Source organism: Flavobacterium sp. FG68 (genome assembly GCF_057808895.1).
The window spans coordinates 253,144-276,303 of the sequence record NZ_JBMDIY010000001.1; the positions used below are offsets into that span (position 1 = coordinate 253,144).

A 23,160-nucleotide genomic window follows, 5' to 3' on the forward strand; every position below is an offset into this window, starting at 1 on the left:
TTTTTGCAAATTTAAATAAAAAATGAATTGAAAAATCGATTTATTTTACTTCTTGCATTAACCTTCTAATTAACCGAGTCAAAACAATTAATGCAATACCCGCAATAAGAGAATATAATGCTAATTGATAATACCCATCTGTATAAGCGATAAGTTTAGACATTAAGGTTGTTCCTGTATTGGCATCAGATATTTCGGCTCCTAATTTTCCGGCAGCAAATTGTCCGAAAGCACTAGAAAGGAACCATAATCCCATCATCATTCCAAACAAACGTTTAGGCGATAATTTTGTAATTACCGACATTCCGATCGGGCCAATACACAATTCTCCAAGCGTATATACAAGGTATCCTAAAGCAAAAACGTCTAAAGAACTTAATCCATCTTGATTTACAAAAAATCTGGCAGTGTAAAAAATAAAGAACCCTGCAGCAAGCAAAACAAATGACAAACCAAACTTAATAACGGTATTTGGTTCAATTTTTCGCTTGGCCATAAATATCCATAACAATCCTACTAATGGACTAAAAATAACAACATACAATGAGTTGATACTGTTATTTACCACATTTGGATCAATATGAAAAAACAACATCTTGTTAGATAGATTATCCTTTGCAAACAAAGACAATGAGCCTCCAGATTGCTCTGAAATTGCCATAAACATAAAATATCCAAAAATAAATACAAATGCTGCTAAAAGTTTTCGCTGCTGCTTTCCATCCTTTAACATTATCAGCTCATATACAAAATATCCTAATGCAACTATTCCCATAGTATACATAAAATACTCTGTAAAGTCAGAGTTGATAACCATTATATATACTAATGGAATAACAACAAAAGAACCTACATAAACTGCAATTTCATATAAATTACGTTTTTTTTGCGGTTGATTTTCTAATGGAGAATTTCCAATTGGTGCTAAATGCTTTTTTGTTAAAAGAAAAGTAATTACACCAATAATCATAACGATTGCTGCCGAAAGAAAACAAAGGCTCCATGAATAGTTTTTTCCTAAGTAAATAGGAATTGCACCACCAAGCATTCCGCCAATATTAATTCCGGCGTAAAACAACCCGTAACCTGCGTCACGACGTCCGTCATTTTCATGGTATAATTCACCAACCATTGAAGAAACGTTTGGCTTAAAAAAACCTGTTCCGATAATAGAAAGTGTTATTCCGTAATAAAAGAAATCATGCGGAGAAGCTGCAATCAGCAAATTCCCCAAAATCATTACGATTCCTCCAAAAAGAAGTGATTTTTTAAATCCTAGAATTTTATCTGCAAAAATACCTCCAATAAAAGTAAATGCATAAACAAAAGCCTGAATGGCTCCGTATTGTAAATTTGCTTTCCCTTCAAGCAAACCTAATTGGTCTACCATAAAAAAAGCTAAAACACCGCGCATTCCGTAGAAACAAAAACGTTCCCACATTTCAACTAAAAACAAATACCATAATTGTTTTGGATACTTGCCTTTAAAATTCTGAATTTCCTCTAAAGCTATATTATGTTCCATATTATCTTACTCCGTGCATCATTTTTTTCAACAATGGAGTCAAGGCAAATAATATAATTGCAGCGATACCCGTAAGAACAACAAACACCATAAAGAACTCATATAAATTATGAATTTCAAATCCGGCGAAAATAGGATTGTGATCGCTAATTTGATGTTTATCTAATAAAGCTAATTGCTCTGCAGTTGGCGTTATTTTTTTATCAAGGACAGCCTGAAGATCAATTCCTAATTCTTTTGCTTTTGCAAATTTATCACCAGTTGCAGGAAGGATTGAACCTAAAGTTCCTCCTAATGCATAACCTGATGCGTTTGATAAGAAAAACACTCCGTATAATAATGATGCAAAACGTTTTGGAGACAATTTACCAACTAATGACAAACCAATTGGAGATAAACATAACTCTGCACACGTGTTTAAGAAATATAATAAGATTAACCATTTTACCAGTAATAATCCTGAAGTTCCAATGAATGAAACCTGAGTTGCAATCATGAAGAAACTAATTGAAATAATTACTAATCCGGCTGCTAATTTTACTGGCGAAATTGGTTCTTTGTCTTTTGCTCTTAAAGTATCCCAAAGAATACTAAAAGGAACTGCCATTACAACTACAAAAAGTCCATTAAAGATTTGAACCATTGACGGCGGCATTAAGTAACCAAAGAAATGTCTGTCGGTTTGATTATCTGCAATAAAAGTTAACGAAGAACCTGCCTGCTCAAACGCTGCCCAGAAGAAAATAATAAAGAACGAAACGATATAAATTACAATAATCCTGTCTCTTTCAATTTTAGTTAAAGATGTGTCAGAAATAATTAGTCCTGCTAAAGCCAATCCACTTGAATAAATCAAAGTGTAAATTAAATTCTGACCTACAGCATAATGAAAAAAGAATCCTAAACCAATAAATGCAACACCTGCCAATATCAATGCTTTAGTAGAAAAATTAGCTTTTTGCGATTCTCCTTCTTCAAAATCTTCTGCAACATTTTTAGAAGGCAAACCTCCTAATGGTCTTCCTTCCGGAGAAACAACATATTTATTTTTTAAGAAATAGAAAAGAATAGTTCCGATAAGCATTGCGCCAGAAGCCGCCATGAATCCCCATCTAAAAGCATGAATATCTCTAATTCCTCCAGCATCTTTTACGTCTCCTAATAAAGGACAAATAGACTGGCCTAAGAAAGCACCAATATTAATTCCCATGTAGAAAATAGTAAAAGCTGTATCCAGTTTAGTTTTTTCTTGTTTTGGATACAAACTTCCCACCATACTGGAAATATTTGGTTTGAAGAATCCGTTACCAAAAACAATTACACCTAATCCGCAGTACATAATAGCTTTTGCCATTTCCAGATTAGATTCAAAAACACTACCGCTGGTAAACAATAACATTTGACCAATTGCCATTAATAATCCGCCTAAAAGGATACAATTTCTGTTTCCTAAAAAACGATCGGCAATAAAACCTCCTAACATTGGAGTTAAGTAACAAAGTCCAAGGAAACCTCCATAAATTAAAGACGCTTCTTCTTCCTTCATTAATAATGAATTCACAAGAAATAAAGTTAATAAAGCTCGCATTCCATAAAAATTGAATCTCTCCCACATCTCCGTCCCAAACAATACCCAAAGTCCTTTTGGATGCGCAGTTTTTACTTGAGTTTCTCCCATATTATTCACTATATTTAAGGTTAATATTTTTTAAATTATAAATTTTCTTTGATGAAATTAGTCATCTTATTGTAAAGCTGAATTCTCGTTTTTCCGCCATAAATACCGTGGTTTTTATCTGGATATATTTGAGATTCAAATTGCTTATTAGCCTGAATTAATGCTTCCATCATTTGCATTGAGTTTTGCACATGAACGTTGTCATCACCAGAACCGTGAATCAATAAAAACTTACCTTTTAATTTATCAACATGGTTTATAGGAGAGTTTTGATCGTATCCGCTTGCATTTTCCTCAGGCGTCTGCATGTATCTTTCTGTATAAACGCTGTCATAAAATCTCCAGTTTGTAACCGGCGCAACAGCGATTGCCATTTTAAATACATCATTTCCTTGAAAAATACAGTTAGAAGACATAAAACCTCCATAACTCCATCCGAAAATTCCAATTCTTGAAGCATCAACATAAGGATATGCTCCAATTACTTTTGCAGCATCAATTTGATCTTCAACTTCGTATTTCCCTAATTCTTTTTGTGTTACTTTTTTGAAATCAGCACCTTTAAAACCAGTTCCTCTTCCGTCAACACAAGCTACAATATAACCTTGCTGTGTAAGAGATAAAAACCAGTAATCATCGCCGTTATTCCAATCGTTGTTTACCTGCTGAGATCCCGGACCAGAATATTGGTACATAAAAACAGGATATTTTTTTGAAGGATCGAAATCTTTTGGTTTTAAAATCCATGCGTTTAATTCGTTTCCTTTTGCAGTTTTTAAAACAAAGAATTCTTTTGCAGGAAGATTATATGCTTTTAATTTATCAGCAAGAGCCTGATTGTTTTCGATAACCTGAATTTCTTTTCCGGTTTTTGCCTCGTTTAAAGTATATGTTGTAGGCACTAAATTACTTGAGAAAGTAGTAATAAAATATTGGAAATTCGGGCTGAAAGTTGCCGCGCTTGTTCCCACTTTTGTAGTTAAACGGGTTTTGTTTTTTCCGTCTAAACCAATTCTGTAAATATCTCTGTTGATAGAACCATTTTCTGTAGACTGGTAGAAAATAGTTTTTGTTTTTTCGTCGAAACCGTAGTAAGACACCACTTCCCAGTTTCCTTTTGTAACCTGATTTTTAAGTTTTCCGGTTTTATCATACACATAAATATGATTGAAACCGTCTTTTTCGCTTGTCCAGATAAAACTGTTATCTTTTAAAAAAGTCAAATTATCTGTAACATCTACATAAGCTTTGTCTTTTTCATTCAAAACCACTTTTGCAGCAGCTGTAGTTCCGTCAATAAACAATAAATCAAGATTATCCTGGTGACGGTTTAAAACCTGTGCAGACAATGTATTGTTATCATTTGTCCATTGCATTCTTGCAATGTAGAAATCATTATAATTTCCTAAATCTACTTTTTTAGAAGCATTTCCTGCTGCATCATAAATGTGTAATGAAACTACAGAATTTTTCTCTCCGGCTTTAGGATATTTAAACGTTTCGATTGTTGGATATAAATCTTTTTTGAAGATTGACATTGAAAACTCAGGAACCTGGCTTTCGTCAAAACGAATGTAAGCTAGTTTTTTACTGTCTTTACTCCAGTCGAATGCACGAACAAAAGCAAATTCTTCTTCGTAAACCCAGTCCGTAATACCATTAATGACTGCATTTTTCTTTCCGTCAGTAGTAACCGCTGTTGATTTTTTTGAAGCTACATCGTAAACATATAAATTGTTTTCTCTAGCATAAGCAATCTTAGTTCCATCTGGAGAAAAAGTTGGCTCCTGAATTTGAAAATCAACAAGTTTTGTTAGAGATTTTGAAGCGATATCGTATAAAAAATAATCTGCTGTAAAAGAGTGACGGAAGATTTGATTTGAATTACAAGCAATTAAAATCTTTTTTTCTGAGGCATCGAAGGTATAGCTGTCAATTCCGTCCTGAAGTTCTTTGTGGTTTTTAGTATCAATAAGGTTCGATACTTTTTTTAGTGTTGCAAAATCATATAAATCAATCTGCATTGTCCGGCTTGCCTGATCAACATTTAGAACCGTATATTGATTTGTATTCTTTAAAGATTGCAATTCGTCCATTCCTTTTGCCCGAAATGCACCACCATAAATATTTTCGACCGTTATTTTTTGCTGCCCAAAAACCGATGCAACTATAAATAAAAGTACTACAGTAATTTTACTTGTATTCATTAGAATTATTTTAAATATAAAAAGAGCCCAATTTTAGTGAAAAAAATAAACATAATACACATTTTAAGTGTTAAATGTTAAAAAAAATAACGATTGCGTACTTCCATGTTTGAAATAGATTACAATCAAAACTCTTAAAATAGTATCTTTGCGGCAACATTATTATTTAATATATTGAGAATGAACAACGCTGTTGCCGGATTTTCGAAATTATCCAAAAAAGAAAAAATTAACTGGATTGCCAATGAATATTTTTCGGCTCCTGATGAAGCCTTGAGTATTATAAGAAATTACTGGAATTCAGATGAAAAGCTCCAACAGCTTCATGATGAATTTATTGAAAATACAATCACCAATTTATATATTCCGCTTGGGGTTGCTCCGAATTTTTTAATCAACGGAAAGTACAAAACAATTCCAATGGCAATTGAAGAAAGTTCTGTGGTTGCCGCAGCATCAAAAGCCGCAAAATTCTGGGCTACACGCGGAGGATTTAAAGCAACGATAATTGATACTGAAAAAATTGGCCAGGTTCATTTTACTTTTAATGGCGATGCCGAAAAACTACAATCCTTTTTTGAGCAGATAAAACCTAAATTCTTTTCTGAAACACAAAGCATTACCAAAAACATGCAGGAACGCGGCGGCGGAATTTTAGATATCCACTTAAAGGATAAACGAAATTTACTGGAGAATTACTATCAGCTTCATGCCACTTTTGAAACTAAAGACAGCATGGGCGCTAATTTTATCAATTCGTGTTTAGAGCAATTTGCAACGACTTTAAAAGAGGATTTTCAACATTCTGATTTGTTTTCTGAAGAAGATACGCTGACTGTAATTATGAGTATTTTATCTAATTATGTTCCGAATTGTCTTGTAAGAGCCGAAGTTTCCTGTCCAATTGAAGAATTAGCCGAAAAACACATTACAAATCCGCAAGAATTTGCAGAACGTTTTGTACAAGCTGTGCAAATTGCCGAAGTAGAACCTTTTAGAGCTGTAACACACAATAAAGGTATCATGAATGGAATTGACGCAGTAGTTTTAGCAACAGGAAATGATTTTAGAGCCGTAGAAGCCGGAGTTCATGCTTATGCTTCAAAAAACGGACAATACGCAAGTTTGTCGCATGCTAAAATCGAAAACGGAATTTTTACTTTCTGGCTTGAAATTCCATTGGCTTTAGGAACTGTAGGCGGATTAACTTCTTTACATCCTTTGGTAAAACTTTGTTTAGAAATACTTGAAAAACCTTCTGCAAGGGAATTAATGGAAATTACTGCGGTTGCCGGTTTAGCACAAAATTTTGCTGCACTGCGTTCTTTAACTACAACCGGAATTCAGGAAGGACACATGAAAATGCACCTAAATAATATCATCAATCAATTTGAAGCTACTGATGCAGAACGTCATTTAATTAAAGCACATTTTAAGAAAAACACAGTTTCACACAGTGCTGTAGTTGAATTTATTGAAAGTTTAAGAAAATAGAATAAATAAAAATTCCAAAAATTTATAGTCTCAAAATAAAATTCCATTCCAATTATCTTTGGAATTTGGAATTTAAAATATTGGATTTTTAGAACTGAAGTATGAAAACAACCTTTTATAGTAACGGAAAATTATTCATCTCTGGAGAATATTTAGTTTTAGATGGCGCAGATGCCTTTGCATTACCAACAAAATTTGGTCAAAATTTAGTTGTAGAAGATGGCGAGAACCAAATAATAGAATGGAAAAGTTACGACTACGACAACAAGCTTTGGTTTGAAACTACTATTTCATTTGAAGAAGTCATAAATAATATTGTTTCTGAAATTGAAACTGTAAAAACAACCTTAATTAATATACTTCACGAAGCATACGTTTTAAATCCCGAATTTATTCAAAAGTCAAAAGGATATAAAGTAACAACGAATCTTACTTTTCCAAGAAATTGGGGTTTAGGAACGTCATCTACTTTAATTAACAATATTGCTCAGTGGACGAATATTAATGCTTTTACGCTTCTTAGAAACAGTTTTGGAGGAAGCGGTTATGATATTGCCTGCGCACAAAATAACACTCCTATTTTATACAGAATAGAAAATAATTTTGTTGAACCTGTTACTTTCAATCCAGACTTTACAACGAACATTTTCTTTGTTTATCTGAATAAAAAACAAAACAGTAAAACTGCAATACATGCTTACAACAAGCATAAACAGCAAAATTTAGCTAAAAGTGTTAGTGAAAACAATAAAATAACGCATGCTATTTTAAATGCCAAATCTCTAAAAGATTTTGCAAATGCAGTCGAAAAACATGAAATCCATTTAAGTAATATCATGGAGATAAAAACAATTAAAGAAATTGCTTTTCCTGATTTTAATGGTACCGTTAAGAGTCTTGGTGCTTGGGGCGGCGATTTTGTAATGGTAATTTCTAAAGAAAATCCAAGAGAATATTTTGCGTCAAAAGGTTATGACACAATATTAACGTATGACGAAATGATTTTACAGGAGTAATGGTTTGACCAAAGAAATAAATTAAAAATTTACTTTCTGATCACTAACGTGTTCTGCTTCCAGACGACGAACTTTTTCGTTTTCCTGTTCGTTTGATTCGATAAGCGTGTTATGCAGACGTTCGGCCATTTTTTCTATACTATTCGTGATAGAATCATAAACCAATTCCATTCTGCGATGTTTTTCTTCTTTTACAGCTTTTAAAACATCTTCAACAAAAACCTTATCGTACTTTTCAGCCACAGAATCGCGAGTATTAGTAAGCCTGATCACATAATCGTTACTTAATATAGTAACTTTAAAATGCTGTTCTTCATTGCTCAAATAATACTTGCCTCCTAATTCATCAACATTGATGTCAGTACTGCTCACCTTTAGAAGTTCCGTAATTATTCCAAAAATATGATTCTCGATTTTGGAATAAACTTTAGGTTTTCTTCTCAGTAGATTAAACATAAACATTAAACGCCCCAATTTTTAAAGTATTTGTTTATCATTCTCTTTCAGTTTTTATTTACAATTTGGCAAATAAAGTATACCTCGTTACAATAAAAATTCCGACAAATTAACTGTAATATTTTGAATATCACAAATTTTTTAAGTTATATTTCGATTATTCCCATATAGTTAAGAAAAACATATAAAGTATTTACTACAAAACAGTTATGAAAAAATATTAAAAAAAGAAAACCCGAAACATTCAATTGAATGTTTCGGGTTTCTTGTATGAATTGTTTTACTAGAAACTAGTAATTGAATTGTAATCTGTTGTCTTCAATTTTAGCATTGTTTTTCAACGCTGGTAAAATTCTGCTTGTATCTGATGCGCCTTGAGCTTTTACTTTAGCAACATATTCAGCATGATTTGCAATTGCAGGAGCTTTTACTGTGCTAATGTTTTTCACAACATAAACTCCAGTGTTTCCTTCAATTGGAGCAGAAATTTTGTTAGCAGCTAAAGCAAATGCATTTCCTACTACTTTTGGCTCTTGTCCAACTCCACCAGGTAAAACCGGATTTTCAAGAGTTACGTTTGTCGCTTGTTGTACTGCTACACCAGCGCTTTTTGCAATAACTTCGATAGTTGAACCTGTTAATTTAGCTTTTAAGATTTCAGCTTTTTTCTTGTTTTTCAAGATTGGCTCAACGTAAGGTCTTGCCATTGTAACAGAAACTAAACCTGATTTGTTTTCGCTTTTGTATTGAGCAATTACGTGTCCAACGTTAGCGATTTCAAAACGTTTTACGTCTCCAGTACTTGTTTCTTTATCAAATGCCCATCTTACAATGTTTCTTTGGTTTCCTAATGGTCCAAATTGTTCATCCATAGCTCTTGCAGATATTGGAGCAGCAACTTTTAAACCTAATTCTTTAGCAGTAGCAGCAAAATCTTTGTCTGCAGCTTCCATTTCGAATTTAGTAGCTAATGTAAATACTTTATCAGAAGTAGCTTCAGAAGGCTCAATTTTTTGAGCAATTGTAGCTAAACGAATACCGTCTTGTTTGTCAGTAATTTTGATAATGTGGAAACCTAGTGGAGTTTCTACTAAACCAACTTTTCCAATTCCATTACTGAATACAAAATCACTAAATGGTTTTAATGCTGGCGGCAATTGATTTTGACTAAAGTAACCAACATCACCTCCTTGTTGTGCAGATGCATCATCAGAACTTGTAAAAGCAAGCATCATGAAACTATCCGGATTAGATTGAGCTTGAGCTAAAATTTCTTCAGCTTTAGCTTTTGCTTCTTCTTTAGTTCTTTTTTCTTTTGGATTTTGGGTTTGAGAACCTTCGTAACCAATTACAATTTGACTTGCTTTCGCATTAACTCCAGCTTTAAATCCTAAAGATTTAGAAATTGCATAATATTTTCCGTATACGTAAGGACCATAAATTGCTCCGGCAGGTAAGCTGAATAATTTATCAGCATCTACTGCAGGCAAAGCATTTTTAGCAACATATGTAGAATCGTAAGGAACATCAGAATTTGCGTTTACAAATTCAGCAATGTTTGTTGCGCTTTTAAAGCCTGGTAATGTATCGTTTTTACCTGTTTTTGCGTTGTATTCTACTCTACCATTTAATAAAGAAGTGATTTTAGCTTTAATTTCAGCTTCATCTTCTTTTGAAGGTTTGTCTTCAACTAAAACGTATTGAATTTCACGAGTATCTTCAGCTTTGAATTTTTTCTCGTTTTTCTTCATATAATCTACGATATCTGAATCAGAAATTTTCACTTCACTGTCTTTAATAGAAGAATATAAAGCTCCGGCATAAGCAAAGTTTACTTTGTTAGCTTCCATTTCATACTTCAGCTTTCCTTCACTAGCAGTTGTATAAAGTCCAGATTTTATTAAAGTATTGTAAATTTGATATTTTGCGTTTAATTCAGCATCTTTTTCTTTTGCAGAAATAAATTGAGCAGCCTGAGGATTCACTTTGATATAGTCTTTGAATTTTACAACATCAAACATTCCTGCTGCGTTTAAAAACATAGGCTCTTTTCCAATGCTAGGATCTGCTTTTAAAACTTCAATTAAGTGTTTTTCACCAACTCTCAATCCTAATTTATCAAACTGAGTTGATAATAAAGCGATTGAAACTTCTCGATCCCAAACTCTGTTTGCAGCTTCAGTGGAAGTAATTCCTTGACCACTTTTTTCCATATCACTAACTTTAACTCTAAAGTCTTCAAATGAAATATCTTTTCCATCGATGCTTCCTACATCTTTTGAACTTTGACCAAATGTTCCTCTAGTAAATAAATCTTGTATTATAAATGCAAATAATGCAAGTGCAATAACACCTATCAATAGAGCTGAACGCTGTCTAATTTTTGCTAAAACTGCCATTTTAATTATCGTTAATTTTATATTCAGTTTGCGAAAATACAATTATCTAGTTAATAACAATACAACTAGCGTTTTATTTTACACAATTTTTTTTAATTCTTTAAAAATTCACTCTTTTATTGTCAATCTGACCAATTCAATTTTATTGTTTGACGCCTGTTCTATAACGAAATGATACCTGTCAATGACAATCTTTTCGCCCTTTTGCGGAATTTCTTTAGTCGAATTTACGATAAAACCTCCTAATGTCCCGTAAGAATCTTCCTCTGGAATCATCAATTTGTAGGTTTCGTTTAAATACTCTACATCTAATCTTGTCGAAAACAAATACTTACCTTCTCCTAATTCCTGTTCGATTAGTTCTTCATCTAAATCATGTTCGTCTTCGATTTCGCCAAAAAGTTCTTCAACTATATCTTCTATGGTTATAATTCCCGAAGTTCCTCCGTATTCATCTAAAACTACAGCAACATTTTTTCGTTTTTTAATTAAAAGATCCAAAGCATCTTTAATTAAAATGGTTTGCGGCACAAATTCAACGGTCATTAAAACCGATTTTATAGTTTTTGGCTTTTTAAACAAATCAAATGAATGTACATAGCCCACAATATCATCGAGCGAGTTCTGACTTACAACGATCTTAGAATATCCTGTTTCAATAAAAAGTTCTTTTAGGTCTGAAACGGTCTCAAATAAATCTATCGAAACAATCTCTGTGCGCGGGGTCATAATATCGCGAGCTTTTACCCCGGAAAACTCTAATGCGTTTTGAAAAATCTGTATTTCTGAATCGACTTCTTCATCATCTTCAACAGAATTCATTTGTTCTGTAATATAATTTCCCAGTTCTATTTTACTGAAATACAATTGCACCTGATCGCCTTCTGTCTTGAAAAATTTCTTCAAAACAAAATCTGAAATCCAGATAAAAAAGGTTGAGATATAATAAAAGAGTCGGTAAAAAAGATAAGCCGGAACTGCAAAAACCTTAATTAATGAATTGGCATAAATTTGAAAAAATACCTTCGGAAAAAATTCAGCCGTTATTAAAACTATAAAAGTTGAAATCACAGTCTGAACCAGAATTGTTGTTAAATAAGAGAATTGAAATCCAAAACCAATTATCCATTGAAGCACAACATCTCCCATATAAAACCCATAAACTACAAGTGCTACATTGTTTCCAATAAGCATTGACGCAATAAATTTTGAAGGGTTTTGGGTAAGTTTGGTTAAAATTTGAGACAGAAAATTATCTTGTTTTTTTTCAATTTCAAGATAAATTTTGTTTGAGGAAATAAAAGCTATTTCCATTCCTGAGAAAAAAGCTGATAGTATTAAACATAATATTATAATACTAATCTCCATGTTTACTGTTTTTTATTACGATCATCAAACCTCTTGGCAAACCTTCTTCTAAAGAAAAACATAAAAATCGCCATTCCGGCAATTAGAAAGCTTAACGGATAATTTACATTTCCTTCGTTTAGTTTTATTACACCGTCGTAAATAAAGAAAACCGCAAATGCTATGTAAACGTATTGTGTATATTTTAAGTAACCCATAATTTATAATTTATCATCATTTGATTCAATTTCACCGCTTATTCGCTGTGAATTGATCACTTTAAAATCTTTGCTAAAATCAATTCCCTGTCCGTAAGAAACTCCTTTTGCATCTGTAAGCTTAAATTTTCTTTCGGTATAAAACCATTCATTTTTCTGGTCAAAATACAATTGCTCTGTTTCCAGAACCTGACCTGCTTCTGATGTGATTTTAACTTTTCCCTGCAAATCAATTATACCGGTCGTTTTGTATGAAACGGCATAATTTGATCGTATAAAAGTACGCTTTTGTTTTTTATCGTATAAAGTAACATCGAGTCCTTTAGGAAATTCTGTAAAAGGAAAGTCAAGATTAGAATAATCCAGCATTTTTGGACTTATCAAAACGCCTGTTATTCTTCCTGAATCTGTATATTTAATGTTTACGGTATCTGCATCACTTCCTGGAACGAACTCTGAGAAGTTAATTTTCTGGACGTCTTTAAAATTACTTTCGCATCCAAAAAACAGTGTCACAGCAAAAACTGTGACAACATTTATGATATATCTCTTTGGTAAATTCATCTGCCAAATGTAATAAATTGTGACGAGGTTAAAAAACCACGTAAATTTAGGTTTAGTTAAATTTACTCTTCACAAACCATCTGTCGTTAAATGAGAAGCCTACGCTGAAGTTCATATAATTTTCCTGAACCAATCCAGCAGAAGTTGTTCCTCTTTTTCCAAATTCGATTCCGAAATTTACATTTGAAAAAGTTCCTGTGATTGGGAATCCTGCTCCTAATGACATTCCAACATCGTTGATTGATTCGTTGTTCACTATTAAACCCAATTTTTCATATTTCAAACCAGCTCTATAGGTAATTCTGCTAAAGTAACTAGCAAACGAACTATAGTTTGGAATATAGTAACCTCCTACTGCATATTTAGTATACTTTTCATATCTAACATTTGGGCTTGCGTTGTAATAATTAGCAAGCTGACCTGTTCCCTGAAAAGCAAGTGTAGTACCTACTAACCATTTTCTTGCCTCTCCGATACCTGCTCCAAAAGTCAATTTATTTGGAAGTTTTAATTTTGTGTCAACCGGATCTGCAGTTACTGCATCCGGATCTCCATCAACTTCAATTACTCTTGTACTAACTGAATTTAATGTACTTCCGAAAGTATAGTTTAAACTCGTGTAAACGTTTAGCTTTTTTGTAATTTTAGTTTGATACATTGTACCAATATTAAAATTCACACCCGATAATTCAGATGAATTTGTTTCTCTGGTTGCATTTTGCACATCAGTCACAGCTTCAATTGTCGTTGTTGTGATCTTACCAAAGTTGTATTGCAAATCTGCTCCAATGTTCCACTTTGGTGTAATTTTATATCCTAAACCAAAGAATACTTTATTAACACCACCTTTTCCTTCAAGTTGACTGCTAACTGCATTTGCTCCGCTATTAAAATCTGTAATTTTATAACCAACTGATGATAATGGAATCAAACCAAAACCAGCTCCAAATTTGCCCATAGGAATTCCTAATGCCAAATAATCAAAAGTTGATCTTTGTGCTTTTGAGGATTCTGTGCTGCTTTTGATAGTATTAGTTCCAAAAGTTCCTCCAACTGAAAAAGTAGTTTGACCCAGACTGGCATAACTTGCCGGATTTTCAATATTCAGGTGAATACTATCCTGTTCAACCGCAACCCCTGCCATGCTTCTGTTTTCAAGAGTTCCTTTAAATCTTGTATCTCCAATTCCGTAGAAAGAATATGGCGACGAAGTACCTTGCTGAGCAAATGAAACGAACGAGATAAGCAGACAAGCGCTTATTATAATTTTTTTAATCATTGTCGATTTTATATTGAAATGTTTGGTTCAAACTTTCCAGAAGGAAATTTGAATTGGCAAATATGGTATTTTTTAATCGTTTAGCCAAAAATTCTGCATCACCTCCCGTTAAAATTATTATAAAATTTGAAAAGTTCGACCTATATTCATCGATAAAACCATCAATTTCATAGACGAAACCATTGACAACTCCAGAATGAATGGCTTGTGCAGTCGAGTTTCCTATATAGGAATCTGGTGCTTCTAAGGTCAGTAACGGCAGTCTGGCTGTGAAATTGTGTAAAGATTCGTAGCGTAAACGAAGTCCCGGAGAAATCGCGCCGCCCAGATAATTATCATTTTCGTCGATAAAATCGTAGGTTATGCAAGTTCCGGCATCAATTACTAATCTATTTTGCTTGGGAAATTGTAAAGTTGCTCCAGCGGCCAAAATCATTCGGTCTATTCCTAAAGTTTTTGGTGTTGCATATTTATTTATGAAGGGAAAAATATCTTCATGGGTAAAAAAATGAATGTTAAGCTGTTTTTCGAAAGTCAAAAATGATTGTTTTTCGACATTTCCAACTGAAGCAACAACCAAATCAGAGCAGTTTTGAAATTTTTCTAAAATTTTTGTAATTTTTTTTTCGAGTTCCTTTTTCTCAAAAACAAAATTCTCAACAACAGTACTTCCCTCAAAGACAGCTGCTTTAATTCGAGTGTTTCCAACGTCAACCGCTAAAGTCATATTTATTTTTTTACCCTTGCGAAGATACGAATTGATTTTTTTAAAAAAATGTTTTGGATAAACGAAAAATGATTCTATCTTTGCACCCGCAATAAGCACCACACGGTACCTTAGCTCAGATGGTAGAGCAATGGACTGAAAATCCATGTGTCCCTGGTTCGATCCCTGGAGGTACCACCAAAACCCACTCAACCGAGTGGGTTTTTTGTTTTTACATATTTTCCTGAAAAACATCAATCATTTTCTATAATAGCAACGATCCATTATACCAAATACGTCTTGGACTAATTTAATGTTAGCATTTGATGTTACTATTTCATAGGGATGATTCATAGGTGAATAATACTGAACTATCTTTTCATCATTATGTCTTATTTCTAATATATATAATGATGCATGTCCATGATCATGTGCACAATTTTGATAGTAGCTCTCTTTCTTCAAAATTTCTAAGATATTTTTTAGGCGCATTTTTTCTTCCAAAGAAAGAATTACTGCCTCCGTTGAATTTTCTCTTTTTTTGATAGCATTGAATTCTTTATCAAAGTCAACTATCAAAAAAGTAGAATTCTTAAAACCTTCATTCCAACGACACATAAGAATTCCATTTTTTATTTTATCAAAATCTTCAAACTGATTGATGTTGAAATATGAAGAAGAATAAAATGCTTTGTAATTTGAAGCCAAATCTTCTGGAGGAACAATTAAAATACTGCATTCATTTTTTTTATACACCGCTTCTTTTCGAGTTGTACATGCACTTAAAATTAAAAAAACGATTAACAGCCCTATTTTCTTTTTCATAATAATTTTAAACTTTTACTCTCATTTAATTAATTTCAAATGTAAATTAAACAGTTAAATCTTATAAGTCAAATTTTAAGTTGTTTTTGTTAAAAAAGTATTAACTAAATAAAAAAATATCCGTTATATTCGTGAAATCGTATTATAGCTTTTTATTTATTATTAAAAACACAGAGCGTTTTTTATGGGTAAAACTTCTACTAAAGGCATTTGGAAAGTAATTTCTGCCTCTTCTATGGGAACAATGATTGAATGGTATGATTTCTATATTTTTGGAAGTTTGGCCGTTGTAATTTCTACAAAATTTTTTCCCAGTGATAATCCCACCGCTGCTTTTTTATCGACTTTAGCCACTTTTGCTGCCGGATTTGTTGTTAGACCTTTTGGAGCTTTGTTCTTTGGAAGATTAGGCGATATAATTGGCAGAAAATATACTTTCATGGCTACGTTATTATTAATGGGAGGTTCTACCTTTTTAATAGGATGTATTCCGAGTTACGAAACGATTGGTTTCCTTGCTCCTTTATTAGTTTTGATTTTACGTTTATTACAAGGTTTAGCACTTGGCGGAGAATATGGCGGCGCGGCTACTTATGTTGCAGAGCATGCTCCTGTTGGTCAAAAAGGATATTGGACTTCGTGGATTCAAACCACAGCAACTGTTGGGTTGTTTATTTCTTTAATGGTAATTCTGGCTACTAAAAATATACTTTCAAGCGAGGCTTTTGATTCCTGGGGATGGCGCGTTCCTTTTTGGGTTTCTATTGTTATGGTTGGTGTTTCTTATTTGATTCGAAAAAATATGGATGAATCGCCTGTTTTTGCAAAAGCGAAAAAGGAAGGGACTACAAGTACAAATCCGCTAAAGGAAAGTTTCGGTAATAGATACAATCTAAAATTTGTTTTACTGGCTTTGTTTGGAGCCACAATGGGGCAAGGTGTTGTTTGGTATACCGGTCAATTCTATGCTATGAGTTTTATGAAAACGGTTATGAATGTAGAATCTTCTCAGGTTGATAGCTTACTGGGAATTGCATTATTATTAGGTACTCCGTTTTTTATTGTTTTTGGATGGCTGAGTGATAAAGTAGGCCGAAAGTATATTATGATGTCTGGAATGCTGCTTGCTATTTTGTTTTACAGACCTATATATAAGATGATTTACAATACTACTGATGTTAATTACAAAACCGAAATCGTAGAAAGAACAACCCAAAATATGGAAACAGCAAAAAATAATGATGTAATTACCACATTTTCAAAAACCTATACTGACGGAACTACGTATATTGAAAAGAAGACAGATTTTGCTAATAAGAAGAAATCTCAAAGCAGTGTTATTATTAATATCAATTCTGGCGATGAATGGACATTAATTTTTTTAGTTTTCATTCAGGTTATATTTGTTACAATGGTTTATGGGCCAATTGCGGCATTTTTGGTTGAGATGTTTCCAGCTAAAATCAGGTATACTTCAATGTCACTTCCTTATCATGTAGGAAATGGAATTTTTGGAGGTTTACTGCCGGCAATTTCCACTTATTTTGTAACACATGCAAAAGCGGCCGGAAAAAGTGATTTTTATCTTGACGGACTTTGGTATCCTATTATTATAGCTTCAATCTGCTTTGTGATTGGAATGATTTACATAGACAACAAAAACAAAATTAATCATCTTTAACATTTTATGAACATGGACAAAATCAAACAAACTTTAGGCGTTTTATGGGTTATTTTGGCAGTTGCAGCCGCTTATTTCTGCGTGTTTGAATTTGGCTTACCTAAATTATTATCAGACCAGCAAGATGATTTAGTTTTTGGCATCATTATTCTTTTTATTCTAACGCCACTTATTGTTTTGGGCTTAGGAACTTTTGGTTATTTTGCCGTGATTGGAGAATACAACGATAAAAAGAAATAAACGAAAACAATAAACAACTAAACCAGAAAAGGGCTGTCTATTTTTCAATAGAACAGCCCTTTCTCATTACTAACCAAACCAAATTTTTAATCTGTTAGAGATATATTTTTCAGCGTTTATTTTTTGATAAACTTCATTACCTGAACTTTATTATTTTCATCTGAAGCTTTTACGACATATAATCCTGTCTGTAATTCGCTTACACCAAATTGAAAATCAGCATTACCATTTGAAGCAAAACTTTTTACTAATTGTCCAGAAACTGAATAAACCTGAACTTTTGTAAAAGCAGTATTTAAGGTAAAGTAATTTGAAACCGGATTTGGATATAAACTCACTGTATTTCGTTTTTCAAAATCTTCGATAGCTAGATTTGCCGTTTTATTACCATAAATTCGGTATTCTCCAGCTGGTAAACTTATTGCAGCATTTGCATCGGTAACATTTATTGTTGTATTATCCATTAAATTGTACCAAGTTCCTGTGTAAGGAAAGCCTGTTGCAACATTTTGTGCAGAAGTACCAAAATTGGCTAAAATCACAACATCTTTTAATTGTGTTGAAGCTAAACTTGCATTTGTAATTTTGATGTTTACTGTTGATGAATTAGCATTTGTAATTGTAGAAGTTCCTAAAAATACCGGCTCTACCGTTTTTAACGTAATCATTTTTGCCCAATCGTTGTAGATTTTACTACGATTTGAATCTCCCAACCAATTGTTTACCCATTGCGGCTGTGGTTTTGTATCTAATTTACAATCTCCTGCTATTGTTGCTGAAGCATCGTTTACAGTTCCATCATTACAGGTATAAATAGATTTCTCCCACCCTAATTCTCCAAAATGCCAAATCATTTTTGGCCCCGGAACCAGTAAAGAAACTGCTCCAATAGCAGACATTCTTGATAAAGCTGTATTTAATGTTTTTACATTGTATGTTCCATTTGAAGCTCCATATTGTATATTTTTATACATCAGTCTTTCTTCATCATGACTTTCCGCATAACCCATTAAACGGTTTGCTGTAAAACCACGACTTGCACTTGACATTCTTGTAATATTACTTGTGTATCCCATTGACAATTCATTATATTGATCTGTCATTTTTCCCCACATCATAATCCCTTTGCTTGGTGTTTCGGCAATTCTGTAATTTGCCCATTGCTGCTCCTCTGTATCAGTTCCTAAATGCTCAAAAATGGTGTAATGTGTTGGATCTAAACTCCATGAATAATCAGCATATTTTTTTAGAATATCAACTCTATCCTGCTGATATCCATTCGTACAAGATTCATCTGAAGCTGTACAAGCCTGTGTAAATCCTTTTGTTAAATCCCAACGGAAACCATCGATTTTATATTCTTCAATCCATTGTTTGATAACACGATTAACATAATACTGTGTTTTAAGTGATTGATGATTAAAATCTTCTCCAACACTATAAGTATGTTTCGCAACCATATTAAAATATGGATTTTCGGCCGTTGGAGATCCAAAACCGTCTCCATCAGGATCTTTCATCCACATTCTCACCATTGGATTTCTTCCAAAAGCGTGATTTAGCGCAACGTCAAGAATAACTGCGATTCCGTTTTGGTGGAATACATCTATCAATTCTTTCAATTTATCAGATGATCCGTAAAATTTATCCAAAGCCATGTGAAATGAAGTATTATAACCCCAGCTTTCATTGCCTTCAAATTCCATTACCGGCATTAATTCGATTGCATTTATTTTAAGATTTTTAAAATAATCTATCCTATCTATTAAACTTTGATAATTTTTAGCAGCATCAAAATCACGAACTAAAACTTCATAAACAACCAATTTTTCTTTTGCCGGTTTTGTAAAGTTCGTTACTTGCCAATTATAAGGAGTTTGTCCAGTTTTAAGTACTGTAACTTCAAATTGTTGCCCTGCTGGGTACGCAGGAATATTTGGATAAGAAGCTGCAGGAATTCCCGGATCATCATAAGGAGATAAAACCAAAGTCGAATACGGATCGGCAGTTTTTACCATTGCAGGAGAATTTGCAAGCGGCGTCGCATCTACAACCCAATATTGGTACGTATTATTTACTCCCGAAACTAAACCCGTCAATTCTAACCAAAATTTACCAGAAGTCGGATCTTTTTTCATGGCATACGCCGAAGTTGGCTGCCAGTTATTGAAACTTCCGGCTACATAAACAAAATCTTTTAAAGGTGCATCTAAAACCAAAGTTGCTTTTGTAGCATCTGCACTATTGTAATTAATTCCGTCAACCAATCCTGCCGGCATAGCCGCTGAAACGGTATTAGGATTTACTACAACCGAGAACTTTTTTACTATTGTAACTGCTCCCTGTGTTGCGCTTAATTCATAACTTTGATTACCTGTAATATTAGTATGCGAATACGAGTAACTTGCTGTGCTTGTATTTGTATTGATAACAGTTCCGTTTGCTTTTAAAGAATAGCTTGCGTTTCCGTTTGTATTTGTCGCTGTGATAGTAAAGTTAGAACCAGAAGCTATAATTGTTGCGCTATTTTCAACTGGTGCAGATAGATTTACCTGAAAAGATCCTACCTCAACTAAAATATCCTGAGACTTTTTATCGCCTGTTCCGTTTTTAGCTTTAATTAAAAAACCAATTTTTCCAATTCCTGTAGTGTTGTAATATGTTGTTGGAACAATTGTTTTTGTATAAGTATCTGTTCCTGCATTATAAGTAAACTTACTGGCATCACTTGAAGCTTCCCAAGAACCATTGTTTGGAGTACCTTTTTGTGTAGTATCGTTTGTGTCAAAAGCCCATGCCCACATATAAAGAGAATGATCTGCAACTCCCCATGTAGTTTCATTAATACTTGCCCCGTTAACTGTAATAGTTATAGAAGTAGTTTCTTCAAAAGCTGCAGGGCTAACAGAATAGGTCGCCTGCTGTATCTGCGCAAATGAAAGCACAGAAAACAAAAGGGAAAATAAGAGTAAAGTTTTTTTCATAATAATTCGGTTAGGTAAATGATTAAAAAAGGGCTATCTTCAGATAGCCCTTTTGTTTATCTACATTAGGAATTAGTCTAATGTTATAGTTTTTGCACCATTATCAATCGTTAGAACTCTTGATCCTGTTGGTCCAGTATATTTAAAGTTACTGTCTCCATCTCCTGCATTTACTAATTCTGGATCAATAGTAAATCCTTGACCTGAATAGTAAGTGTAGTTATGACTAGAATCCCAGTTACCATCGCTTGTAAAGTTATTTCCTAAGAATTCTCTAAATGCTTCTCCGCTTTTAAGAACGATAGTTACTTTATAAACATCTGTTTTACCAACTACTAATGGGAATTCAGTTTCAGCATCACCAGCCCATGTCCATCCTCCTGGAGTTGCAGCTCCAACTAACCAGTGAGAACTAGCTAATGGTACGTGGTATGGAGTAGCTGTAATAGTATAAACATTAGAATATTGAGGAAGCCCAGAAGCACCTACAACAGCTTTAATACGAATATCAACTTTGTTTGCTTCTTTTTCAACAAATCCTCCGTTAACTAATGCTGAATTTAATTCAGATACCGTTAAAGCTACAAATCTTTCCGTTGTATTTGTAACTGTTACAGGTGCTGCAAAGCTTGTTCCTGCTTTTGCAACTTCTACTGTATAGTTCACAACTGTTGATGATCCGCTGTATGCTGCATCATTCCACACAACTGTTGTTGCCACTTCATTTTCTGTTTCTTTAGAAAGCACAATAGTGAAATCAGATTTAGGAGTCAATAAAACTGGAGCTGTTGCTGCTTCAATTACTGGTCTGTCTTCAACATCATCTGCGTTACACGAAACTGCTAAAACACCGATGAAAGCGATTAAAATTTTATGTATATTTTTCATTTTTAATATTTTTTATAAGGTTAGTTAGTATCCTGGATTTTGTTTTAAAGTTGGGTTAGCTTGTATAACTCTAGAAGGAATTGGCATTAAATCTCTATAAGACTCGGTAGCAATTCCATTAATAGAACCTCCTTTCCATTGCCAGATTTTAGATCCGCCAGTAAATTTTCCAAAACGAATTAAATCGGTTCTTCTGTGACATTCCCAAAACAATTCTCTTCCTCTTTCATCCAAAATAAAATCAAGAGTTAATTGAGCAGCAGTAATATTTGCAGCGTTTGCTCTTGTACGAAGCTGATTAATGTAACCAACTGCTGTTCCTGTATTTGCAGATGCCGCTCCTCTTACAGCAGCTTCAGCATACATTAAATATACATCAGATAATCTGAACATTGGAAAATCTGTATCAGGGATATCATTTCTTTGAGCTGCAGAACCATCAGATTTTTTATTAATGTATTTTGTTACAGCATAACCATCTGTAAAAGTTCCAACATTTTTAATATCTTTTGATTGTCCGTTTGTATAAAACGTTCCTCTTTTATCTCCAGTTGCAGTTTCATCAGGGAAAAGATTTACAAACTCTCTACGAGTTCTGATTCCCTGCCATCCACCATCCATACCTCTAGAAGAAGCGTCCATACTACCTCCAATAGAAGCGTGAAGAATAAAACTCATTCCTCCTCCAGTAGCTCTAATAGCATTACCATCGCTGATTACTGGGAAAATAAACTCAGACTGAGCTCCATTTACATCATTATCTGCAGAGAATAAATAGCTGTAAGGAACATTAGCAAATGTATATCCTGAATTATTAATAATATCAGCAGATAATGCACCCGCTTCATTAAATTTATCAACTCCAGTGTAAACTTTTGAATTTAAATAAATCTGAGCCAATAAAAATTTAGCTGCCGTTTTATCAATTCGTCCGTACTCATTTGCTTTAGAAGCAGCCAGACTATTATCTAAATCTTTTAATTCTGATTCTACAAAAGCAAAAACTTCTGCTCTTGATTTTTGAACTGGATAAAAGAATCCAACTGGGTCATTTTCTGTAGTAATTGGCACATTACCAAATAAGTCCATTAAATTAACATAAGAAAAAGCTCTTAAGAAACGAGCCTCTGCTCTAAATGTTGCGATTTCACCTTTTAAAGTAGCATCAACACCTCTTGCAGTAAGTTTTTCATCTGTCGTTTGTCTTAAAAATTCATTAGCAACACTAATTTCATAGAATGCTCTTGAATATGTTCCTGCTAAAAATTCATTAGCCGGAGACCAAGTTTGAGAATTCAATGTTGGCAATGTTCCATCAGCCCAAGCAATAATTGCTTCATCTGTAGTAAACTCTTGTGTTACAAAAAGTAAACGTAAGTAACTACTAAAATCCCCTCCAATTCCAGAGATATCTGGCTGACCGTCACCATCATTACCTCCAACATACAAACCAGCATATAATTTCGCTAAAACTTGTTTATATGATGCCGGATCCTGAAAGAATTTTTCTGATAAAAATTCATCATCATCAGTCGGCGTTACATCCAAGTCGCTCGTACATGAAGTAAGCGTCATATTTAATCCTAAAACAAGTAGGAAAAAATAAGATATATATTTAAATGATATTTTCATTTTGTGTGTTTTTAAATTTGT

The 23,160-nt window shown here is 33.4% G+C and carries 18 protein-coding genes and 1 tRNA gene; 5 read left to right on the forward strand and 14 right to left on the reverse strand.

Annotated features, from left to right (window positions below; genetic code table 11):
- Positions 1-40: 40 nt before the first annotated feature.
- From ACODSB_RS01080 to ACODSB_RS01090, 3 genes are read right to left on the reverse strand one after another with little or no spacing between them, the layout of a single operon-like run.
- The gene (locus ACODSB_RS01080; protein WP_488935687.1) at positions 41-1,525 is read right to left on the reverse strand and encodes a peptide MFS transporter; all 1,485 of its coding nucleotides are present in this window, start codon (positions 1,523-1,525) and stop codon (positions 41-43) included.
- Between the two features lies 1 nt (position 1,526).
- Positions 1,527-3,203: a peptide MFS transporter gene (locus ACODSB_RS01085; protein ID WP_180857286.1), complete on the reverse strand. Its 1,677-nt coding sequence runs from the start codon at positions 3,201-3,203 to the stop codon at positions 1,527-1,529.
- A 35-nt stretch (positions 3,204-3,238) separates the two neighbouring features.
- Complete coding sequence (locus ACODSB_RS01090) at positions 3,239-5,410, reverse strand: S9 family peptidase (protein WP_488935688.1); 2,172 nt, start codon at positions 5,408-5,410, stop codon at positions 3,239-3,241.
- 180 nt (positions 5,411-5,590) lie between these two features.
- On the opposite strand from ACODSB_RS01090, the gene ACODSB_RS01095 reads away from it, so the two are divergent.
- Entirely contained in the window at positions 5,591-6,904 is a 1,314-nt protein-coding gene (locus ACODSB_RS01095; RefSeq protein WP_488935689.1) for a hydroxymethylglutaryl-CoA reductase, degradative, read from the forward strand.
- Positions 6,905-7,005: 101 nt separating this feature from the next.
- On the forward strand, positions 7,006-7,920 hold the full coding sequence (locus ACODSB_RS01100; protein ID WP_488935690.1) for a GYDIA family GHMP kinase: 915 nt from the start codon (positions 7,006-7,008) through the stop codon (positions 7,918-7,920).
- 21 nt (positions 7,921-7,941) lie between these two features.
- On the opposite strand, the gene ACODSB_RS01105 is transcribed toward ACODSB_RS01100, so the two are convergent.
- The 7 genes from ACODSB_RS01105 to ACODSB_RS01135 form a co-directional block, all read right to left on the reverse strand.
- Positions 7,942-8,376, reverse strand: a complete 435-nt coding sequence (locus ACODSB_RS01105; RefSeq protein ID WP_053470008.1) for a hypothetical protein — start codon at positions 8,374-8,376, stop codon at positions 7,942-7,944.
- Positions 8,377-8,666: 290 nt separating this feature from the next.
- The gene (locus ACODSB_RS01110; protein WP_488935691.1) at positions 8,667-10,775 is read right to left on the reverse strand and encodes a peptidylprolyl isomerase; all 2,109 of its coding nucleotides are present in this window, start codon (positions 10,773-10,775) and stop codon (positions 8,667-8,669) included.
- A gap of 108 nt (positions 10,776-10,883) precedes the next feature.
- Positions 10,884-12,143, reverse strand: a complete 1,260-nt coding sequence (locus ACODSB_RS01115) for a hemolysin family protein (RefSeq protein ID WP_256636758.1) — start codon at positions 12,141-12,143, stop codon at positions 10,884-10,886.
- 2 nt (positions 12,144-12,145) lie between these two features.
- Complete coding sequence (locus tag ACODSB_RS01120) at positions 12,146-12,340, reverse strand: hypothetical protein (protein ID WP_488935692.1); 195 nt, start codon at positions 12,338-12,340, stop codon at positions 12,146-12,148.
- Between the two features lie 3 nt (positions 12,341-12,343).
- Positions 12,344-12,904: an LPS export ABC transporter periplasmic protein LptC gene (gene lptC, locus ACODSB_RS01125; RefSeq protein WP_180857281.1), complete on the reverse strand. Its 561-nt coding sequence runs from the start codon at positions 12,902-12,904 to the stop codon at positions 12,344-12,346.
- Positions 12,905-12,956: 52 nt separating this feature from the next.
- Positions 12,957-14,183 (reverse strand): BamG family beta-barrel-assembly machinery protein, encoded by a 1,227-nt coding sequence (gene bamG / locus ACODSB_RS01130; protein WP_053470003.1) that lies wholly within the window; start codon positions 14,181-14,183, stop codon positions 12,957-12,959.
- The gene (locus ACODSB_RS01135; RefSeq protein ID WP_488935693.1) at positions 14,176-14,910 is read right to left on the reverse strand and encodes a type III pantothenate kinase; all 735 of its coding nucleotides are present in this window, start codon (positions 14,908-14,910) and stop codon (positions 14,176-14,178) included. The genes bamG and ACODSB_RS01135 overlap by 8 nt, the downstream gene beginning before the upstream one ends.
- A gap of 104 nt (positions 14,911-15,014) precedes the next feature.
- Here ACODSB_RS01135 and ACODSB_RS01140 point away from each other — a divergent pair.
- Positions 15,015-15,090 (forward strand) — tRNA-Phe (locus ACODSB_RS01140).
- Between the two features lie 57 nt (positions 15,091-15,147).
- Here the strand turns inward: ACODSB_RS01140 and ACODSB_RS01145 are convergent.
- A complete protein-coding gene (locus ACODSB_RS01145; RefSeq protein WP_053470002.1) occupies positions 15,148-15,714 on the reverse strand; it encodes a hypothetical protein in 567 nt (188 codons plus the stop codon).
- A gap of 184 nt (positions 15,715-15,898) precedes the next feature.
- Here ACODSB_RS01145 and ACODSB_RS01150 point away from each other — a divergent pair, with 184 nt between their 5' ends.
- The gene (locus ACODSB_RS01150) at positions 15,899-17,395 is read left to right on the forward strand and encodes an MFS transporter (protein ID WP_488935694.1); all 1,497 of its coding nucleotides are present in this window, start codon (positions 15,899-15,901) and stop codon (positions 17,393-17,395) included.
- Between the two features lie 12 nt (positions 17,396-17,407).
- Positions 17,408-17,635 (forward strand): DUF6814 family protein, encoded by a 228-nt coding sequence (locus ACODSB_RS01155; protein WP_053470000.1) that lies wholly within the window; start codon positions 17,408-17,410, stop codon positions 17,633-17,635.
- A gap of 116 nt (positions 17,636-17,751) precedes the next feature.
- On the opposite strand, the gene ACODSB_RS01160 is transcribed toward ACODSB_RS01155, so the two are convergent.
- From ACODSB_RS01160 to ACODSB_RS01170, 3 genes are all read right to left on the reverse strand, one after another.
- Positions 17,752-20,619 (reverse strand): alpha-amylase family glycosyl hydrolase, encoded by a 2,868-nt coding sequence (locus ACODSB_RS01160; RefSeq protein WP_488935695.1) that lies wholly within the window; start codon positions 20,617-20,619, stop codon positions 17,752-17,754.
- Positions 20,620-20,691: 72 nt separating this feature from the next.
- The gene (locus ACODSB_RS01165) at positions 20,692-21,507 is read right to left on the reverse strand and encodes a SusE domain-containing protein (RefSeq protein ID WP_488935696.1); all 816 of its coding nucleotides are present in this window, start codon (positions 21,505-21,507) and stop codon (positions 20,692-20,694) included.
- Between the two features lie 24 nt (positions 21,508-21,531).
- Positions 21,532-23,139 carry a RagB/SusD family nutrient uptake outer membrane protein gene (locus ACODSB_RS01170; protein ID WP_488935697.1) on the reverse strand — a complete coding sequence of 536 codons (1,608 nt, stop codon included), beginning with the start codon at positions 23,137-23,139 and terminating at the stop codon, positions 21,532-21,534.
- Between the last annotated feature and the right edge of the window lie 21 nt (positions 23,140-23,160).

What these genes read in the sequence shown, in the direction of transcription:
- ACODSB_RS01080 (WP_488935687.1), bottom strand. Translation starts at nt 1,525, where the DNA reads ATGGAACATAATATAGCTTTAGAGGAAATTCAGAATTTTAAAGGCAAG.
- ACODSB_RS01085 (WP_180857286.1), bottom strand. Translation starts at nt 3,203, where the DNA reads ATGGGAGAAACTCAAGTAAAAACTGCGCATCCAAAAGGACTTTGGGTA.
- ACODSB_RS01090 (WP_488935688.1), bottom strand. Translation starts at nt 5,410, where the DNA reads ATGAATACAAGTAAAATTACTGTAGTACTTTTATTTATAGTTGCATCG.
- ACODSB_RS01095 (WP_488935689.1), top strand. Translation starts at nt 5,591, where the DNA reads ATGAACAACGCTGTTGCCGGATTTTCGAAATTATCCAAAAAAGAAAAA.
- ACODSB_RS01100 (WP_488935690.1), top strand. Translation starts at nt 7,006, where the DNA reads ATGAAAACAACCTTTTATAGTAACGGAAAATTATTCATCTCTGGAGAA.
- ACODSB_RS01105 (WP_053470008.1), bottom strand. Translation starts at nt 8,376, where the DNA reads ATGTTTAATCTACTGAGAAGAAAACCTAAAGTTTATTCCAAAATCGAG.
- ACODSB_RS01110 (WP_488935691.1), bottom strand. Translation starts at nt 10,775, where the DNA reads ATGGCAGTTTTAGCAAAAATTAGACAGCGTTCAGCTCTATTGATAGGT.
- ACODSB_RS01115 (WP_256636758.1), bottom strand. Translation starts at nt 12,143, where the DNA reads ATGGAGATTAGTATTATAATATTATGTTTAATACTATCAGCTTTTTTC.
- ACODSB_RS01120 (WP_488935692.1), bottom strand. Translation starts at nt 12,340, where the DNA reads ATGGGTTACTTAAAATATACACAATACGTTTACATAGCATTTGCGGTT.
- lptC (WP_180857281.1), bottom strand. Translation starts at nt 12,904, where the DNA reads ATGAATTTACCAAAGAGATATATCATAAATGTTGTCACAGTTTTTGCT.
- bamG (WP_053470003.1), bottom strand. Translation starts at nt 14,183, where the DNA reads ATGATTAAAAAAATTATAATAAGCGCTTGTCTGCTTATCTCGTTCGTT.
- ACODSB_RS01135 (WP_488935693.1), bottom strand. Translation starts at nt 14,910, where the DNA reads ATGACTTTAGCGGTTGACGTTGGAAACACTCGAATTAAAGCAGCTGTC.
- ACODSB_RS01145 (WP_053470002.1), bottom strand. Translation starts at nt 15,714, where the DNA reads ATGAAAAAGAAAATAGGGCTGTTAATCGTTTTTTTAATTTTAAGTGCA.
- ACODSB_RS01150 (WP_488935694.1), top strand. Translation starts at nt 15,899, where the DNA reads ATGGGTAAAACTTCTACTAAAGGCATTTGGAAAGTAATTTCTGCCTCT.
- ACODSB_RS01155 (WP_053470000.1), top strand. Translation starts at nt 17,408, where the DNA reads ATGGACAAAATCAAACAAACTTTAGGCGTTTTATGGGTTATTTTGGCA.
- ACODSB_RS01160 (WP_488935695.1), bottom strand. Translation starts at nt 20,619, where the DNA reads ATGAAAAAAACTTTACTCTTATTTTCCCTTTTGTTTTCTGTGCTTTCA.
- ACODSB_RS01165 (WP_488935696.1), bottom strand. Translation starts at nt 21,507, where the DNA reads ATGAAAAATATACATAAAATTTTAATCGCTTTCATCGGTGTTTTAGCA.
- ACODSB_RS01170 (WP_488935697.1), bottom strand. Translation starts at nt 23,139, where the DNA reads ATGAAAATATCATTTAAATATATATCTTATTTTTTCCTACTTGTTTTA.